General features: G+C 69.7%; 19 protein-coding genes. 3 read left to right on the top strand and 16 right to left on the bottom strand.

Annotation, left to right across the window (positions count from 1 at the left end; all coding sequences use genetic code 11):
- Positions 1 to 15: 15 nt before the first annotated feature.
- From N1031_RS09055 to infC, 6 genes are all read right to left on the bottom strand, one after another.
- Positions 16 to 879: a glutamate ABC transporter substrate-binding protein gene (locus tag N1031_RS09055; RefSeq protein ID WP_259479281.1), complete on the bottom strand. Its 864-nt coding sequence runs from the start codon at positions 877 to 879 to the stop codon at positions 16 to 18.
- Between the two features lie 62 nt (positions 880 to 941).
- Entirely contained in the window at positions 942 to 1718 is a 777-nt protein-coding gene (locus tag N1031_RS09050) for an amino acid ABC transporter ATP-binding protein (RefSeq protein WP_310795674.1), read from the bottom strand.
- Between the two features lie 81 nt (positions 1719 to 1799).
- The gene (locus N1031_RS09045; protein ID WP_259479280.1) at positions 1800 to 2600 is read right to left on the bottom strand and encodes a TrmH family RNA methyltransferase; all 801 of its coding nucleotides are present in this window, start codon (positions 2598 to 2600) and stop codon (positions 1800 to 1802) included.
- 20 nt (positions 2601 to 2620) lie between these two features.
- Entirely contained in the window at positions 2621 to 3007 is a 387-nt protein-coding gene (gene rplT / locus N1031_RS09040; protein WP_259479279.1) for a 50S ribosomal protein L20, read from the bottom strand.
- Positions 3008 to 3054: 47 nt separating this feature from the next.
- On the bottom strand, positions 3055 to 3249 hold the full coding sequence (rpmI, locus tag N1031_RS09035; protein WP_259479278.1) for a 50S ribosomal protein L35: 195 nt from the start codon (positions 3247 to 3249) through the stop codon (positions 3055 to 3057).
- A gap of 33 nt (positions 3250 to 3282) precedes the next feature.
- Positions 3283 to 3912: a translation initiation factor IF-3 gene (gene infC / locus N1031_RS09030; protein ID WP_259479277.1), complete on the bottom strand. Its 630-nt coding sequence runs from the start codon at positions 3910 to 3912 to the stop codon at positions 3283 to 3285.
- A 193-nt stretch (positions 3913 to 4105) separates the two neighbouring features.
- On the opposite strand from infC, the gene N1031_RS09025 reads away from it, so the two are divergent.
- Positions 4106 to 4435, top strand: coding sequence for a DUF1844 domain-containing protein (locus N1031_RS09025; protein ID WP_259479276.1), 330 nt, complete (start codon positions 4106 to 4108; stop codon positions 4433 to 4435).
- Positions 4436 to 4438: 3 nt separating this feature from the next.
- Here the strand turns inward: N1031_RS09025 and N1031_RS09020 are convergent, their stop codons facing one another.
- From N1031_RS09020 to N1031_RS08995, 6 genes are all read right to left on the bottom strand, one after another.
- Positions 4439 to 5206: an SseB family protein gene (locus tag N1031_RS09020; protein WP_259479314.1), complete on the bottom strand. Its 768-nt coding sequence runs from the start codon at positions 5204 to 5206 to the stop codon at positions 4439 to 4441.
- Between the two features lie 37 nt (positions 5207 to 5243).
- On the bottom strand, positions 5244 to 5990 hold the full coding sequence (gene priA / locus N1031_RS09015; RefSeq protein WP_259479275.1) for a bifunctional 1-(5-phosphoribosyl)-5-((5-phosphoribosylamino)methylideneamino)imidazole-4-carboxamide isomerase/phosphoribosylanthranilate isomerase PriA: 747 nt from the start codon (positions 5988 to 5990) through the stop codon (positions 5244 to 5246).
- 115 nt (positions 5991 to 6105) lie between these two features.
- Positions 6106 to 6744, bottom strand: a complete 639-nt coding sequence (hisH, locus tag N1031_RS09010; RefSeq protein WP_259479274.1) for an imidazole glycerol phosphate synthase subunit HisH — start codon at positions 6742 to 6744, stop codon at positions 6106 to 6108.
- The gene (gene hisB, locus N1031_RS09005; RefSeq protein ID WP_259479273.1) at positions 6741 to 7346 is read right to left on the bottom strand and encodes an imidazoleglycerol-phosphate dehydratase HisB; all 606 of its coding nucleotides are present in this window, start codon (positions 7344 to 7346) and stop codon (positions 6741 to 6743) included. The genes hisH and hisB overlap by 4 nt, the downstream gene beginning before the upstream one ends.
- 53 nt (positions 7347 to 7399) lie before the next feature.
- Positions 7400 to 8479 carry a histidinol-phosphate transaminase gene (locus N1031_RS09000; RefSeq protein WP_259479272.1) on the bottom strand — a complete coding sequence of 360 codons (1080 nt, stop codon included), beginning with the start codon at positions 8477 to 8479 and terminating at the stop codon, positions 7400 to 7402.
- A gap of 377 nt (positions 8480 to 8856) precedes the next feature.
- Complete coding sequence (locus N1031_RS08995) at positions 8857 to 9240, bottom strand: LysM peptidoglycan-binding domain-containing protein (protein ID WP_259479271.1); 384 nt, start codon at positions 9238 to 9240, stop codon at positions 8857 to 8859.
- A 202-nt stretch (positions 9241 to 9442) separates the two neighbouring features.
- Here N1031_RS08995 and lexA point away from each other — a divergent pair, with 202 nt between their 5' ends.
- On the top strand, positions 9443 to 10117 hold the full coding sequence (gene lexA / locus N1031_RS08990) for a transcriptional repressor LexA (protein ID WP_375163628.1): 675 nt from the start codon (positions 9443 to 9445) through the stop codon (positions 10115 to 10117).
- A gap of 13 nt (positions 10118 to 10130) precedes the next feature.
- On the opposite strand, the gene hflX is transcribed toward lexA, so the two are convergent.
- On the bottom strand, positions 10131 to 11684 hold the full coding sequence (gene hflX / locus N1031_RS08985) for a GTPase HflX (RefSeq protein WP_259479270.1): 1554 nt from the start codon (positions 11682 to 11684) through the stop codon (positions 10131 to 10133).
- A gap of 40 nt (positions 11685 to 11724) precedes the next feature.
- Here hflX and N1031_RS08980 point away from each other — a divergent pair, with 40 nt between their 5' ends.
- Positions 11725 to 12342, top strand: coding sequence for a class I SAM-dependent methyltransferase (locus N1031_RS08980; RefSeq protein ID WP_259479269.1), 618 nt, complete (start codon positions 11725 to 11727; stop codon positions 12340 to 12342).
- 33 nt (positions 12343 to 12375) lie between these two features.
- Here N1031_RS08980 and dapF read toward each other — a convergent pair whose 3' ends face one another.
- Genes dapF through miaB form a run of 3 tightly spaced genes read right to left on the bottom strand, consistent with a single transcriptional unit; the run spans position 12376 to position 15843 of the window.
- Positions 12376 to 13257, bottom strand: a complete 882-nt coding sequence (dapF, locus tag N1031_RS08975) for a diaminopimelate epimerase (protein ID WP_259479268.1) — start codon at positions 13255 to 13257, stop codon at positions 12376 to 12378.
- Positions 13258 to 13261: 4 nt separating this feature from the next.
- The gene (gene miaA, locus N1031_RS08970; protein WP_259479267.1) at positions 13262 to 14224 is read right to left on the bottom strand and encodes a tRNA (adenosine(37)-N6)-dimethylallyltransferase MiaA; all 963 of its coding nucleotides are present in this window, start codon (positions 14222 to 14224) and stop codon (positions 13262 to 13264) included.
- Between the two features lie 5 nt (positions 14225 to 14229).
- Positions 14230 to 15843, bottom strand: coding sequence for a tRNA (N6-isopentenyl adenosine(37)-C2)-methylthiotransferase MiaB (miaB, locus tag N1031_RS08965; RefSeq protein WP_259479266.1), 1614 nt, complete (start codon positions 15841 to 15843; stop codon positions 14230 to 14232).
- Positions 15844 to 15884 lie beyond the last annotated feature (41 nt).

Raw genomic sequence — 15884 nt, 5'->3', positions numbered from 1 at the left:
CCGTGCGCGGCCGGCTCAGTACCGGTCGACCGCGGGCGGGTCGACGAAGGGCAGCACGGCGCCGGCCGTTGCATCCCAGGCCGCCTCGTAGCTGCCGTCCTCGTACGACTCCTCGAGCACGTCGTTGATGAACATGCGGAAGTCGGTGTCGTCGAGCGCCAGCCCGATGCCGTAGGGCTCCTGGGTGAAGGGCTCGCCCACCACCTTGAACTCGCCCTCGTTCTGGGCCGCGAGCCCTGCGAGGATGACGTTGTCGGTCGACACGGCCACGACCTGACCGGTGCGCAGAGGCTCCAGGCAGTTGGTGTAGGTGTCGGTGAGCACGACCTCGGCGCCTAGCTCCTCGAGGTTCGCCGCGGGGGTCGATCCGGTGACCGAGCACACCGGCTGGCCCACCAGGTCGTCCTCGCTCTCGATGGTGTCGTCGTCGGCGAGGGTGAGGATGCTCTGACCGGCCTCGTAGTAGGGCCCGGCGAACGAGATGACCTCTTTGCGGGTGTCGTTGATGGTGTAGGTCGCCACCACGATGTCGACCTCGCCGTTCTGGATGAACGGCTCGCGGTTGGCCGACACGGTCTCGACCCAGTTGATGTTCTCCGGAGCGATGCCGAGCTTGCCCGCGATGATCTTGCCGATCTCCACGTCGAAGCCCTCGGGCGTGCCGTCGGGCCCGACCAGGCCGAACAGCGGCTGGTCGAACTTCGTGCCGATGGTGATCTGGCCCGCCTCGGAGAGCGCCTCCATGGTCGAGCCCGCCGCGAAGGTGGGTGCCGCCTCGACCGTCGGCTCGGCCGCGGTGTCACCCGACCCCGCGCATCCGGCCAGTGCGACCGCCGCCACGGCGGTCAGTGCGAGAAATGGGAGCGTCTTGTGCCTCATCAGTCGTACCTCTCGTGTGCTGTGTACCCCGCGCACGGACTGTGGCGGGGGTGTTGCCGCGCCTAGTGGGCGAGGATCTTGGAGAGGAAGTCCTTCGCCCGCGGCGACTGCGGGGCGTCGAAGAACTTCTCCGGGGTCGCCTCCTCCTCGATGCGGCCGTCGGCCATGAAGATGACCCGGTCGGCGGCACGGCGGGCGAACCCCATCTCGTGGGTGACGACGATCATGGTCATGCCGTCGCGGGCGAGGCCGACCATCACGTCGAGCACCTCGTTGATCATCTCGGGGTCGAGCGCGCTGGTGGGCTCGTCGAGCAGGATGAGTTTGGGATCCATGGCGAGCGAGCGCGCGATCGCCACGCGCTGCTGCTGGCCGCCGGAGAGCTGGGAGGGCAGCTTCGACGCCTGGTTCGCGACCCCCACCCGATCGAGCAGCTCCATCGCGCGGGCCTCGGCCTCTTTGCGCGAGCGCTTGCGCACCCGCGTGGGCGCGAGGGTCACGTTCTCGAGCACCGTCTTGTGGGCGAAGAGGTTGAACGACTGGAAGACCATGCCCACGTCGGCCCGCAACTGCGCGAGCTGCTTGCCCTCCTTCGGCAGCACCTCGCCGTCGATGGTGATGGTGCCGGAATCGATCGTCTCGAGGCGATTGATGGCGCGGCAGAAGGTCGACTTGCCCGAGCCGGAGGGGCCGATGACGACCACGACCTCGCCGCGCGCGACCGAAGTGGTCACGTCTTTCAGCACGTGCAGTTCGCCGAAATGCTTGTCGACGTGATCGATGACGACCAGGGGCGCATCGCCCGCTGTGCCTCGAACGGGGGTGGCGGACGCATCCATGCGCTTCACCCAACCACACCCCTTCGGGGGTGGCAACGCCTCATAGAGTTCCGTGACTCACACGTAACCGAGCCGAAACACTCAGGATCGCTGGGCGAACGCGCTCTCGTACAGGCAGACGGATGCGGCGGTGGCCAGGTTGAGCGACTCCGCCCGCCCGTAGATGGGCAGCGCCACCGGACGGTCGGCGAGGGCGAGGTCGGCGTCGTCGAGGCCGTGCGCCTCGTTGCCGAAGAGCCAGGCCGTGGGGCGGGCGAGGAGGCCCTCCGTGCGCACGGCGAGGAGGTCGTCGCCCTTGATGTCGGCGGCGAGCACCTGCAGGCCGGCCTCTCGCGCGCGATCGAGCACGTCGGCGAGGGTGGCGCCCACCGCGACCGGCAGGTGGAACAGGCTGCCGGTGGTGGAGCGCACCACCTTGGGGTTGTAGAGGTCGACCGTGCGGCCGGTGAGGATGACCGCATCGGCGCCCGCAGCATCGGCGGCCCGGATGATCGTGCCCGCGTTGCCGGGGTCGCGCACCTCTTCGAGGATCGCCACGAGGCGCGGCCCCTGGGCGAACACGTCGCGCACGGCCGTGGGGAACTGGCGGCAGACCGCCACGAAGCCCTGCGGGGTGACCGTGTCGGCCATGGCGTCGAGCACCTGTTCGGTGACGAACTCCACCTCAACGCCCCCCGACCGCGCGAGCTCGGCGATGGCCGTGTGGCGCTCGAGCGCGGTCGGGGTGGCGAAGAGATCGATCAGCAGACCGGGGTCGCTCGCGAGCGCCTCCGAGACGGCCTGCGGTCCTTCCAAGAGAAAGAGCCCGGTCTCCGACCGGGCTCCTTTCTTGGCGAGCTTCGCCACGGCCCGAACGCGCGGCGAACGCGGATTGTCGAGCATGCGGCGAGAACTCCTGTCGACTACGCGGCCGACTTGGGCGCCGAGGTGTCGGCGGGCAGAGCAGCCTTGGCGCTCTCGACGATCGCGGCGAAGGTGGCGGGCTCGTTCACGGCGAGCTCGGCCAGGATGCGGCGGTCGACCTCGATGCCGGCCAGGGCGAGGCCCTGGATGAAGCGGTTGTAGGTGAGGCCGTTCGCGCGCGAGGCGGCGTTGATGCGCTGGATCCACAGGCGGCGGAAGTCGCCCTTGCGCGCACGGCGGTCGCGGTAGGAGTAGACCAGCGAGTGGGTGACCTGCTCCTTGGCCTTGCGGTAGAGGCGCGACCGCTGACCGCGGTAGCCCTCGGCGCGCTCGAGGATGACGCGACGCTTCTTGTGGGCGTTGACTGCCCGCTTGACTCTTGCCATTGTTCTTTATTCCTTCTGGGTCTCTGACGGCTGCTGCAGCGGACGGGCTACAGGCCGAGAAGCTTCTTGGCGACCTTGGTGTCGGCCTTGGACAGCACCTGGTCCTGGTTCAGACGGGCCTTGCGACCCGGGGCCTTGACCTCCAGGTTGTGGCGCATTCCGGCCTGCTGCTTCATGATCTTGCCGCTGCCGGTGACCTTGAAACGCTTCTTGGACCCGGAGTGGGTCTTCTGCTTGGGCATGGGTGTTCTCCTCGTGTGTGTTCGGGTCTGGGATTACTCGGCTGCCGGAGCGGCCGGAGTGGCTTCGTGGTTGCGTGCCTTCGAGGCGTCGCGCTTGGCGTTGGCTTCGGCCTTGGCCTCGGACTTGTTCTTCAGCGGGCCGATGACCATCACCATGTTGCGGCCGTCGATCGTGGGGTTGGACTCCACGGTGCCGAATTCGGCGACGTCTTCGGCGAAGCGCTGCAGCAGGCGCACGCCCTGCTCGGGACGGGACTGCTCACGGCCGCGGAAGAGGATCATCGCCTTGACCTTGTCGCCGGCCTTGAGGAAGCCCTCGGCGCGCTTGCGCTTGGTCTCGTAGTCGTGCACGTCGATCTTCAGGCGGAAGCGCACCTCTTTGAGGATGGTGTTCGCCTGGTTGCGCCGGGCCTCCTTGGCCTTCTGCGCGGCTTCGTACTTGAACTTTCCGTAGTCCATGATCTTCGCGACCGGGGGCTTGGAGTTCGGTGCCACCTCGACGAGGTCGAGGTCGGCCTCCTGGGCAAGCCGAAGCGCGACGTCGATGCTGACGACGCCGACCTGCTCGCCACCGGGACCCACGAGGCGGACCTCGGGGACTCGGATACGGTCGTTGGTACGGGGATCGCTGATGCGTTGCTCCTTAGTTTCGTGTGTCGTCACGAAAGCTAGGAACCCGCACGCCAGACAGGTCGGTGCCCTGGGGCAACGGCATAACTCGACGTGCTTTCGACCCGGTAACCTGATGAGGCGGTATGCGCGGGTGGGAGATTCTCCACTTTCGTGCTGAGTCCATGAGAACTCAGACCGCGAAGAGTCTAGCAGAGACTCGCCGATTCAGTAAGGACTCCTGGACATGAGTGAAGCAGAGGCCATCCGCGACATCGCCGAGGTGCCCGCGGTCGAGGTCATCACCACCACGGCCGTGCACCTCATGAGCGCCGCAGCGGTGAAGTGCGGGCTCGCCGACGACCCCTCGGTCGAGACCGACCTCGACGAGGCACGCAAGCTCATCACCGCCCTCGCCGGGCTCGTCACCGCTTCCGCACCCTTCCTCGGCGACCAGCACGCGCGCAGCCTCCGCGACGGACTGCGCTCCCTGCAGCTGGCGTTCCGCGAGGCCTCCGTCGTTCCCGACAAGATCGGCGAGGGCCCGGGCGAGAAGTACACCGGCCCGGTGAACTAGCTCTCAGCCGACCGCGGTGAGCCGCACGCTCATCGAGTCGACCCGGTCGACGATGACCGGATCCACGGCCCAGCGCTGCCGCACCCGGTCGAGCAGGATGCGCAAGGCCTCCTGATCGAGACCGGGCACGAGCCCGAGCACGACGACCACCTCGGCGCCGGCCAGGCGCGCATCCGGATCGCCCGCGACCACGCGCACCCCCGCGACCTGCGGCTCCTCGGCGACGGAGATCTCGAAGGCGTCGGCCACGACCGGGTCGGTGGCGGGCGCCTTCCACGGGGTGCCCTGCGCCAGAGCCCACACCATCGGGCGGCGGAGCGCGAACTCGGTGGGCGACGCCGGGTCGAGCACGATCAGCTCGGTGCCCTCGGCTGCCGCCGCGAGCGCGATGCGGCGGGCGTCGACCGGGATGGGGCGGGCCGCGCGGTTCCAGCGGCCCATCGCCTCGACCGAGGTGAACGCCGGGAGCACCGTGCGGCCGTCGGGGCCGGCGACCGTGACGAGCGAGAGCTCCTGGGTCTTGTCGACCCGGAGGCCCGCCTCCGTCACCCCTTCGTCGCCCGCGTGCGCCACGAGGGGCACGAGCAGTCGCGCGTCACGGAGGGAGTCGAGCACCGCGACGGGGTCGCCGGAGCCGGGCTGGGCGCGGAACGCCCCGAGCGCCGCGAGGAGTGCGGGGGGTGCACTGCCGTCGTCGTCCTCGTGCCCGTGCGGCTCGAAGTGGCGCCCCTGCCACGGCTGCCCGGCCGAGTCGGCGAGGTGGGACGGCAGAGCGCGGGGCTGCGGAGGCCCCTGCTGCTCGGGAGTGTCAGGCAGAAGCCACGTCCAGCGCCTCGGCGAGGGTGAACGCACCCGAGTAGAGGGCGCGGCCCACGATGGCGCCCTCGAGACCGAGGGGGACGATCTCGCGCAGCTCGACCAGGTCGTCGAGGCTCGAGATGCCGCCGGAGGCGATGACGGGGCGCTCGGTGCGGGCCATCACCTGGCGCAGCAGCTCGACGTTCGGGCCCTTGAGGGTGCCGTCCTTGGTGACGTCGGTGACGACGTAGCGCGCGCATCCGGCCTCTTCGAGGCGGTCCATGACCTGCCAGAGGTCGCCGCCGTCCTGGGTCCAGCCGCGGGCGGCCAGGGTCGTGCCCCGCACATCCAGGCCCACCGCGATGGCCTCGCCGTACTGGGCGATGACGTTGGCGGCCCACTCGGGGTTCTCGAGCGCGGCGGTGCCGAGGTTGATGCGCTTGGCACCCGATTCGAGGGCGGTCTCGAGGCTCGCGTCGTCGCGGATGCCGCCGGACACCTCCACGTTCACGCCCTTGGCCTGGCGGATGACCTTCTTGATCACGCCGAGGTTGCTGCCGCGGCCGAAGGCGGCGTCGAGGTCGACCAGGTGGATCCACTCCGCGCCCTGCGCGATCCAGTCGGCGGCGGCGTCGACGGGGTCGCCGTGGTTGGTCTCGGTGCCGGCCTTGCCCTGGGTGAGGCGCACGGCCTTGCCGCCCGCCACGTCGACGGCGGGAAGCAGCACCAGTCGGGGCGCCTTGTTGAACTCGCTCATGAAGATCCTCGATCGTGGGCCCGTGCTCGCCACGGCCCCTGGCGATAGTAGCGACTCGGCGGCGTCACGTCGAAACCGTGGGGCATCTGCCCTCCTTCGAGACGTCGCCACCGTCTCAGCGCAGGGTGCCCACCCAGTTGGCGAGCAGGCGGATGCCCGCCTCGCCCGACTTCTCGGGGTGGAACTGCGTGGCCGAGAGCGGTCCGTTCTCGACCGCGGCCACGAAGCGCGAACCGTGTCGGGCCCAGGTCACCAGCGGCGGGCGCTTCGTGACCTCCTCGGTGAGCTGCCAGTGCTGCGCGGCGTAGGAGTGCACGAAGTAGAAGCGCTCGTCGCGGATGCCGTCGAAGAGTACCGAGTTCTCGGGGGCCTCAACGGTGTTCCAGCCCATGTGCGGCACCACCTCGGCCTCGAGCAGGTCGACCGTGCCCGGCCACTCCCCCAGGCCCTCGGTGTCGACGCCGCGTTCGATGCCCTCGTCGAAGAGCACCTGCATGCCCACGCAGATGCCGAGCACGGGCCGGCCGCCCGCGAGCCGGCGGCCGATGGTCTCGCCGCCGCGCACCGCATCCAGCTGGTCCATGACGGCACTGAATGCGCCCACACCGGGTACCACGAGACCGTCGGCCTCGCGGGCCGCCGTGCGATCGCCCGTGACCGTGACCTCGGCGCCCGCGCGTTCGAGCGCCTTGGCGGCGGAGTGGATGTTGCCGCTGCCGTAGTCGAGCACCACGACCGAGGGCTTGGCGGTCACAGGGCACCCTTGGTGGAAGGGATGCCCGAGACGAGCGGGTCGAGGGCCTTCGCCTGCCGGAAGGCGCGCGCGAAGGCCTTGAACTCGGCCTCGGCGATGTGGTGCGGGTCACGGCCGCCCAGCACGGTGACGTGCACCGTGAGGCCGGCGTTGAAGGTGATGGCCTCGAACACGTGGCGCACCATCGAGCCGGTGAAGTGGCCGCCGATGAGGTGGTACTCGAAGCCGGCGGGCTCGCCGGAGTGCACGAGGAAGGGGCGGCCCGAGATATCGACGACGGCCTGCACGAGGGCCTCGTCGAGCGGAACCAGGGCGTCGCCGAAGCGCGAGATGCCCGACTTGTCGCCCAGCGCCTGGCGGATGGCCTGACCGAGCACGATGCCGATGTCTTCGACGGTGTGGTGCACGTCGATCTCGATATCGCCCTTCGCCCGCACCCGGAGGTCGGTGAGGGAGTGCTTCGCGAACGCCGTGAGCAGGTGGTCGTAGAACGGGACGGTGCTCTCGATGTCGGCGACACCCGTGCCGTCGAGGTCGAGCGAGAGCTCGATCGACGACTCGCTCGTCTCGCGGCGCAGGTCGGCGGTGCGTGGGGCGGTCATGCCAGCAGTCTACCGACGCCGGGCGGGGCGATCGGCTGATGCGCGCGGCCCCCTCAGTGGACGGTGAGCTCGCGCATCGCGTCGAGGAAGGCCGTGGTCTCCGCCGCGGTGCCGGCGCTCACGCGCAGGTGACCCGGGATGGAGAGGTTGCGGATGATGATGCCGCGGTCGAGCAGCGCCTGCCACAGGGCGGCCGGATCGTCCACCCCGCCGAAGAGCACGAAGTTCGCGGCACTGGGCCAGGGGCTGTAGCCCAACTCGGTGAGCTCGTCGACGATGCGGTCGCGCTGGGCCTTGATGTCGTCGACCATCGCGAGCATCTCGGGCGCGTGGGCGAGCGCCGCGACGGCGGCCGCCTGGGTGAGCGCGGAGAGGTGGTAGGGAAGGCGCACGAGGCGGATGGCGTCGGTGACGGCGGGGTCTGCGGCGAGGTAGCCGAGGCGGGCGCCGGCGAAGGCGAAGGCCTTGCTCATCGTGCGCGACACGATCAGGCGCGGTCGACCCTCGAGGAGGGTGAGCGCAGAGGGCTCGCCGTCGGGCATGAACTCGGCATACGCCTCGTCGACGATCACCATGCCGTCGGTGGCGTCGTAAGCCGCCGCGATGGTGTCGAGGCCGAGGGCGGTGCCGGTCGGGTTGTTGGGGGCGCAGAAGAACACCAGGTCGGGCTTGGTGCGGGTGACCCAGTCGACCGCCGTCTCGGGTGAGATGAGGTAGTCGGCGTCACGCTCCCCCGCGATCCACTCGGTGCCGGTGCCGTGGGCGATGATCGAGTGCATCGAGTAGGTGGGAGGGAAGCCCAGCACGGTGCGGCCGGGACCGCCGAAGGCCATGAGGATCTGCTGGAGCACCTCGTTGGAGCCGTTCGCCGCCCAGAGGTTGTCGCGGGTGAGGCCGTGGCCGAGGTAGCCGGCGAGGGAGTCGCGGAGGGCGGTGAACTCGCGGTCGGGGTAGCGGTTCACCTGCAGGAGTTCGCGCGCGATGGCCTCGATGATGTCGCGGGCGACGTCTTCGGGGATGGGGTGGGTGTTCTCGTTGACGTTGAGTTGGACCGGCAGGTGCAGGTGCGGGGCCCCATAAGGCTCCTGGCCGCGGAGGTCGTCTCGGAGGGGCAGGTCATCGAGAGAAGTCACCGCCCGATTCTACCGACGCCGCCCCGACCCATACCTTCCACCCCAGCACCCGCATCCACCGCACCTCCCTTCGCCCACCCGACCCGCCGAGGCCCCGGCCGGCGGCTTGCGGACTCCGCGGTTCGTTCACGCAGGAATGACGGCTTCCGGCCGCCGTGACGGCGCGGAGGGGGTGGCTCGTGTATGGACGAGCGCGGCCGGCGTGTGGCCGTCGCGGGTCGCAGACCTACGCGATGAAACGGGCATCTGCGGCTGATTGAGGTCGCGGTGCGGTTCGCGGCATCCGCGAATGTGGGCCGCGCGGAATGCGTGCGACCGGGGCCCAATCGCAGGGTGGACGCCGCTCGTGCGACGACGGCGGACGCGGAGAGGGCGGTTCAGTCGGCGAGGTGGGTCGGGATGGCGATGCGCTGGCCGGGCTGGACGGAGGACTCGGTGAGCTGGTTGAGGCTCATGATCTCGGCGATGACATCGCGCGGGTCGGCCTCGGGGGCCAGAGTCTCGGCGATGCCCCAGAGGGTCTGCCCTCCGGTGACGGTGACGTACTCGAAGCTCGTGGTGGAGGAATCGGCGCCGGCGATGGCGGCACCACCTCCGAGGAGCGCCGCAGTGCCGAGCGCCGCGACGATGGGGAGCGCGATGAGCGCCGCGAGAACGCGACGGCCACGCGCGGTGATGCGAAGCCTCGTCTCCGGCGCAAGCGCGGTCGCGGTGACGGGGGTGGTGCTGACTGAACTGATCATCGATGCGGCGATGCTCATCGTAGCCTCCTGCGAATCTGTGTTCCGAATCTATCTTCGAATGTTCGACCTGTCAAGACGATCGAAACCGCGACTTCTCGCGCGACACACTCGAACATAGATGTGCGGATGAGCCGTTCTCGGATACAGTTTCGATCGATGGGTGAATCACATCACCCACCACCGACATCAGATCACCGACCACCGACAGAGAGCAGGCAACGTGGTGAACGAACCCGGTCGCACGAGGCGGCGCAAGAGCCTCAGCGACAAGCAGCTCGCCATCCTCGACGTCATCCAGCGCTCGGTGACCTCGCGCGGCTACCCGCCGAGCATGCGCGAGATCGGTGACGCCGTCGGCCTCGCTTCGCTCTCGAGCGTCACCCACCAGCTCAACCAGCTCGAGCTCTCCGGCTACCTCCGGCGCGACCCCAACCGGCCCCGCGCCATGGAGGTGCTCATCGACGTGCCCGGTCTCGACGACGCGCCCGGCCCCGATGCCGACTCCGCGCCCCCGGTCGGAGACGCCACGCTCGTGCCCCTGGTCGGCCGCATCGCCGCGGGCATCCCGATCACGGCCGAGCAGCAAGTCGACGAGGTGTTCCCCCTCCCCCGCCAGCTCGTCGGCAACGGCGAGCTGTTCATGCTGAAGGTGGTGGGCGAATCGATGATCGACGCCGCCATCTGCGACGGCGACTGGGTCGTGGTGCGCCAGCAGAACACGGCCGAGAACGGCGACATCGTGGCCGCCATGCTCGACGAGGAGGCCACCGTCAAGGTGTTCCGCCAGCGCGACGGCCACACCTGGCTGCTCCCTCGCAACAGCAACTTCGAGCCCATCCTCGGCGACTACGCCCAGGTGCTCGGCAAGGTCGTCGCCGTCCTCCGGGCCGTCTGACGGCCCTCCGCCGTCAGTGCGTGACGGCGAAGGCCCCCAGTCGTTCCTCGTACTCCGGGTTGATGAGTGCGCGCACGTGCGTGCCCTGCTCTTCGTACTCCGTGCTCAACACCGTGTTGCGCTCGTGCAGCAGCGTGACGAGATCACCTCGGTCGTAGGGCACGAGCAGCTCGACCTCCACGCTGGGCCGCGGCAGGATCGCGTCGATCCGGGCGAGCAGCTCGGAGATGCCCTCCCCGGTGCGGCTCGACACGAACACCGCGCCGGGCTCGAGTCCGCGCAGCACCAGCCGGTCGTCGTCGCTCACCAGATCGCTCTTGTTGAACACGACGATCTCGGGAATGCCACGCGCTCCGGCCTCGCCCAGCACGTCGCGCACGGTGGCGATCTGGCCGGCGGGGTCGGGATGCGAACCGTCGACCACGTGCACCACGACGTCGGAATCGGCGACCTCTTCGAGCGTCGACCGGAACGCCTCGACCAGCTGGTGCGGCAGCGCCCGCACGAAGCCGACGGTGTCGGCGAGGGTGTAAGGGCGACCGTCGGTCGTGGTGTTCTTGCGCACCGTGGCGTCGAGGGTGGCGAATAGCGCGTTCTCGACCAGCACCCCCGCGCTCGTGATGCGGTTGAGCAGCGAGGACTTGCCGGCGTTCGTGTACCCCGCGATGGCGACCCCGGGCACGGCGTTGCGGCGGCGGTTGGCCCGCTTGGCCTCGCGCGCGGGCTTCATGGCCGCGATCTGACGGCGCAGCTTCGCCATGCGCGTGTGGATGCGGCGGCGGTCGAGCTCGATCTTCGTCTCACCCGGTCCGCGCGAACCCATACCGGCTCCGGCGCCACCCACCTGGCCACCGGCCTGGCGGGACATCGACTCACCCCAGCCGCGGAGCCTCGGCAGCAGGTACTCGAGCTGCGCCAGCTCGACCTGCGCCTTGCCCTCGCGACTCTTGGCGTGCTGGCTGAAGATGTCGAGGATGACGGCCGTGCGGTCGATCACCTTCACCTTCACCACGTCTTCGAGCGCGCGACGCTGACTCGGGGCGAGCTCGGTGTCGGCGATGACGGTGTCGGCGCCGAGCGAGGCGACGATGGCGCGCAGCTCCTCCGCCTTGCCCTTGCCGAAGTAGGTGCTGGGGTCGGGATGCGGCCGGCGCTGCAGCAGTCCGTCGAGCACCACGGCTCCGGCGGTCTCGGCCAGCGCGGCGAGCTCGTGCAGCGAGTTCTCGGCGTCGGACAGCGTGCCCTGCGAGTAGACGCCGATGATGACGACGTTCTCGAGCCGCAGCTGCCGGTACTCCACCTCGGTGACGTCATCGAGCTCGGTGGAGAGCCCGGCGACACGCCGGAGCGACTGCCGGTCGTCGCGATCGAACTGGTCGCCGTCGAAGCCGGAGCCCGCGGCCGTGTCGCTGCGTTGCAACGCCTGTGCGGCGCCGTCGGCGAACAGCGAGAAGCCGCTCGCGCGAGATTCGGCGCGAGCGAGAACCCGCGCGACCACGTCCTCGGCGGCGGCAGCGCCGGCGGATGGGACGGTGGTGTCGGTGACAGGGGTGTCGTGGTCTGACATCGCAGTCAAGACTAGCCTCCTTGTTTGCTAGATTCCCTCTATGGATGGCGAGCACTATTTCTCGGCGAAACCCGCGGGAGAGATGTCGCTTCGCGAGATCACGGTCGAGCTGGCAGGGGCCCCTCGTCGTCTCGTGACGGCGGGAGGCGTGTTCAGCCCCGATCGGCTCGACGCGGGCACGCGTGTTCTACTGTCGAACGTTCCGGTTCCACCCCCGGGCGGCAACCTGCTCGACCTGGGCTGCGGCTGGGGACCCATCGCGCTCTCACTGGCCCTGGAGTCACCACACGCCACGGTGTGGGCGGTGGACGTCAATGAACGCGCGCTGGACTTGGTTCGACGAAATGCTCACATCTTGGGCCTCGAGCATGTCAACGCCTGCCGGCCCGAAGATGTTCCCGCCGACGTCGAATTCATGGCGATCTGGTCGAACCCGCCGATCCGGGTGGGCAAGAACGAGTTGCACTCCATGCTCGAGCACTGGCTCCCGCGACTCGAGATCGGCGCCGACGCCTGGCTCGTGGTGCAGAAGAACCTCGGCTCCGACTCGCTGCAGCGCTGGCTCGAGAGCGAGTTCGCCGACCTCTCGGTGCTGCGCGCCACCACGAACCGGGGTTACCGGCTGCTGCGGGCCCGGCGGCACGCCACGTCGCGCTGAGTCGCCGGTCTGCGCTCCGGCGATCGTCTGCGCTCAGGCGATCGCGAGATCGCCCTCGTACACCAGCTCGGCCGGCCCCGAGAGCGCCACGTGCTCCCCGTCTTCGGTGGCGAACATCCGCACCCCCACCACGCCGCCCGGCACCGCGACGCTCCAGTGGTCGGGGGCGCCCTCTCCCGCCCAGTGGCGGGTGGCCAGAGCGGCCGCCGCCGCGCCCGTGCCGCAGGAGAGCGTCTCGCCGCTGCCGCGCTCGTGCACGCGCATCCGGATGTGGCCGACCCCGTCGCGCACGAGCGGGTCGCTCGGCACCACGAACTCGACGTTCGCCCCGTCGACCGGCTCCGGCTCGAGGTGGGGGATGAAGCTCAGGTCGGCCGACTCCAGCTCCTCGTCGTCGGCCAGCGCCACCACCACATGGGGGTTGCCGATGTTGATGCCGAGGCCGGGCCGGGCGACCTGGAGGTTCTTCGCGCGCACCAGCGGCTCTCCGCCGTCGAGCCTCCATCGCCCGAGGTCGACCTGAAACCCGAGGCGGCTGCGCTGCACGTCACGCACACCGGCGCGTGTGCCGATGGCGAGGGTCTCACCCGGCACGAGCTCGGCGAGCCCGTTCTCGATCAGGTACCGGGCGAACACCCGGATTCCGTTGCCGCACATCTCGGCGATCGACCCGTCGGCGTTGTGGTAGTCCATGAACCACTCCGCGGACTCGTCTTCGGCCAGGGCCGCCGCACCCTCGGGGATGCTGCGCGACCGCACGGCCCTCAGCAGACCGTCGGCGCCCACCCCGAAATGACGGTCGCACACCGCCGCGATCTGCGACGGGTCGAGGTCGATCTCGCCGTCGGGATCGGCGAAGAGCACGAAGTCGTTGCCCGTGCCCTGTCCTTTCGTGAAGTGCAGGTCGGCAGGCATGCGATCAGTCTAGGGCCGCGATGCTGAGCGACCGCACGGTTCGGCCCACAGCGGACACGACGTCGTCGGCATCGAGTCCGTCGACGTCGAGGGCGCGCTCGTAGCGCTTGAACCAGCTCACCTGACGGCGCGCGTAGCGTCGGGTGAGCGCCTGGGCGTCGGCGATGGCCTCTTCGGCGGTGGCGGTGCCATCGAGCTGGGCGAGTGCCTGGGCGTACCCGATGGCACGGGATGCGGTCACGCCGTCGCGGAGACCACGGCCGACGAGTGAGCGGGCCTCCTCGACCAGGCCGGCGTCCCACATCCGTTCCACTCGGCGGTCGAGGCGCTCCACGAGCCGGGCCCGCTCGACGCCGATCCGCACCAGTGTCGTCGTGCGCCACGGAATCGGCGTCTCCGGCAATGTTCCGCTGAGCGGTTCGCCGGTGAGCTCTACCACCTCGAGCGCGCGTACGAGGCGCCGGCCGTTGTACCCGCCGACGCGTTCGGCGGCCTCGGGGTCGATCGCGTGGAGCCGCTCGTACAGACCGGCCGCCCCGACCCGCTCGAGCTCGTCTTCGAGGCGCAGGCGGACGGCCTCGTCGCGAGCGGGGAAACGGAAGTCGTGGATGACCGACGACACGTAGAGGCCCGACCCGCCGACGAGCACAGGGACGGCGTCACGCGCCAGCACCTCGTCGATGGCCGCGCGCGCCGCGGGCTGGTAGGCCGCCACGGACGCCTCGTCGGTGACGTCGAGCACGTCGAGCAGGTGGTGCGGCACACCTGAGCGCTCGGCGGCGGTGAGCTTCGCCGTGCCGATGTCCATGCCGCGGTACAGCTGCATGGCGTCGGCGTTGATCACCTCGGCCGCGCGCCCCTCGCGGTCGAGGGCGTCGGCCACCCTGAGCGAGAACTCGGATTTTCCCGTTCCGGTGGCACCGACCACGGCGACCAGCTCGGGCACCTTGTCTGGCGGAGAGCCCATCGCCGCTAGCCGCGGAGGTCGTCGGTGGTGCTGTAGATCGGGAGCGTGGCGACGCCCGGCGCGACGCGGGGCGCACTGCCGATGCGGAGGGAGGGAAGACCCAAGGAGACCCTGCCCGGGGTCGGCCCGGATGCGCCCGCCGGGGTGGGCACGGCGCAGGACTCGGCCTGAGCCCTGTCCCACGCGTCGCCCGCGCGGGTCGGGCGCACCCGCAGCGGCGACCCGTCGCTGTCGGCGATGAGGTGGAACGGAGCCGCGTGCGTGACGACGACCGACACGACATCACCCGGTCGGGGCGCGACCGAGCCTGCGGGGACCTCGAAGTGCACGAGCCTGCTGTCTTCGGCACGGCCGCTCAGGCGATGGGTCTCGGCGTCTTTGCGACCCTCGCCGTTGGCCACCACGAGTTCGACCCGGCGGCCGACCACCTTCTGATTCTCTTCGAGGCTGATGCGCTCCTGAAGCGCGACCAGGCGGTCGTAGCGCTCCTGCACCACCTCGCGCGGCACCTGGTCGGGCATGGTGGCTGCCGGTGTGCCAGGGCGGATCGAGTACTGGAACGTGAAGGCCGAGGCGAAACGCGCTTGCTCGACCACCCGCAGCGTCTCCTGGAAATCTTCTTCGGTCTCCCCGGGGAAGCCGACGATGATGTCGGTGCTGATGGCCGCGTGCGGGATCTTGTCGCGCACCCGGTCGAGGATGCCGAGGAACTTGGCCGAGCGGTACGAGCGACGCATCGCGCGGAGGATGCGGTCCGACCCCGACTGCAGAGGCATGTGCAGCTGGGGCATGACGGCCGGCGTCTCCGCCATGGCGTCGATGACGTCATCGGTGAACGCGGCGGGATGCGGGCTGGTGAAGCGGATGCGCTCGAGGCCGTCGATCTGGCCGGCGGCGCGCAGCAGCTTGCCGAACGCCAAGCGGTCACCGAACTCGACGCCGTAGGAGTTGACGTTCTGGCCGAGGAGCGTGACCTCGATCGCACCGTCGTCGACGAGCGACTGCAGCTCGGCGAGGACCTCGCCCGGGCGGCGGTCTTTCTCCTTGCCCCGCAGGGACGGCACGATGCAGAAGGTGCAGGTGTTGTTGCAGCCCACCGAGATGGAGACCCAGCCGCTGTAGGTGGAGTCGCGCTTGGTGGGAAGGGTCGACGGGAAGGTCTCCAGCGACTCGAGGATCTCGATCTGCGCGGCGTCGTTGTGACGGGCGCGCTCGAGCAGACTCGGCAGCGAGCCCATGTTGTGCGTGCCGAACACGACGTCGACCCACGGCGCCTTGTCGAGGATGACGTTCTTGTCTTTCTGGGCCAGGCAGCCGCCCACCGCGATCTGCATGCCCTCGTGCTTGCGCTTGACCGAGGCCAGGTGGCCGAGGTTGCCGTAGAGCTTGTTGTCGGCGTTCTCACGCACGGCGCAGGTGTTGATGACCACCACGTCGGGCTCGACGCCGTCGGCCCGCACGTAGCCCGCTGCCTCGAGCGAGCCGCTCAGTCTCTCCGAGTCGTGCACGTTCATCTGGCAGCCGTAGGTGCGCACTTCGTAGGTGCGGGCGCGACCCGACGCGTCGCGCGACGCGCTCGACTCCCCGATGATCGTGGGGGCTTCACTCACAGTGCTCATGGTGGGTCAATTGTACGAAACGCAGGTGTGCGGCGCTGACG

The organism is Herbiconiux moechotypicola (assembly GCF_024979255.1).
Classification (GTDB): Bacteria; Actinomycetota; Actinomycetes; order Actinomycetales; family Microbacteriaceae; genus Herbiconiux; species Herbiconiux moechotypicola.
The sequence above is the reverse complement of the archived record's forward strand: the minus strand, read 5'-3'. Positions and strand labels throughout refer to the sequence as shown.

Coding starts and splice junctions, on each gene's coding strand:
- N1031_RS08980 (WP_259479269.1), top strand. CDS start 11,725: ATGGATGGCGAGCACTATTTCTCGGCGAAACCCGCGGGAGAGATGTCG.
- rplT (WP_259479279.1), bottom strand. CDS start 3,007: ATGGCAAGAGTCAAGCGGGCAGTCAACGCCCACAAGAAGCGTCGCGTC.
- hflX (WP_259479270.1), bottom strand. CDS start 11,684: ATGTCAGACCACGACACCCCTGTCACCGACACCACCGTCCCATCCGCC.
- rpmI (WP_259479278.1), bottom strand. CDS start 3,249: ATGCCCAAGCAGAAGACCCACTCCGGGTCCAAGAAGCGTTTCAAGGTC.
- N1031_RS09045 (WP_259479280.1), bottom strand. CDS start 2,600: ATGCTCGACAATCCGCGTTCGCCGCGCGTTCGGGCCGTGGCGAAGCTC.
- N1031_RS09050 (WP_310795674.1), bottom strand. CDS start 1,718: ATGGATGCGTCCGCCACCCCCGTTCGAGGCACAGCGGGCGATGCGCCC.
- N1031_RS09025 (WP_259479276.1), top strand. CDS start 4,106: ATGAGTGAAGCAGAGGCCATCCGCGACATCGCCGAGGTGCCCGCGGTC.
- N1031_RS08995 (WP_259479271.1), bottom strand. CDS start 9,240: ATGAGCATCGCCGCATCGATGATCAGTTCAGTCAGCACCACCCCCGTC.
- miaB (WP_259479266.1), bottom strand. CDS start 15,843: ATGAGCACTGTGAGTGAAGCCCCCACGATCATCGGGGAGTCGAGCGCG.
- miaA (WP_259479267.1), bottom strand. CDS start 14,224: ATGGGCTCTCCGCCAGACAAGGTGCCCGAGCTGGTCGCCGTGGTCGGT.
- N1031_RS09055 (WP_259479281.1), bottom strand. CDS start 879: ATGAGGCACAAGACGCTCCCATTTCTCGCACTGACCGCCGTGGCGGCG.
- priA (WP_259479275.1), bottom strand. CDS start 5,990: ATGAGCGAGTTCAACAAGGCGCCCCGACTGGTGCTGCTTCCCGCCGTC.
- dapF (WP_259479268.1), bottom strand. CDS start 13,257: ATGCCTGCCGACCTGCACTTCACGAAAGGACAGGGCACGGGCAACGAC.
- hisB (WP_259479273.1), bottom strand. CDS start 7,346: ATGACCGCCCCACGCACCGCCGACCTGCGCCGCGAGACGAGCGAGTCG.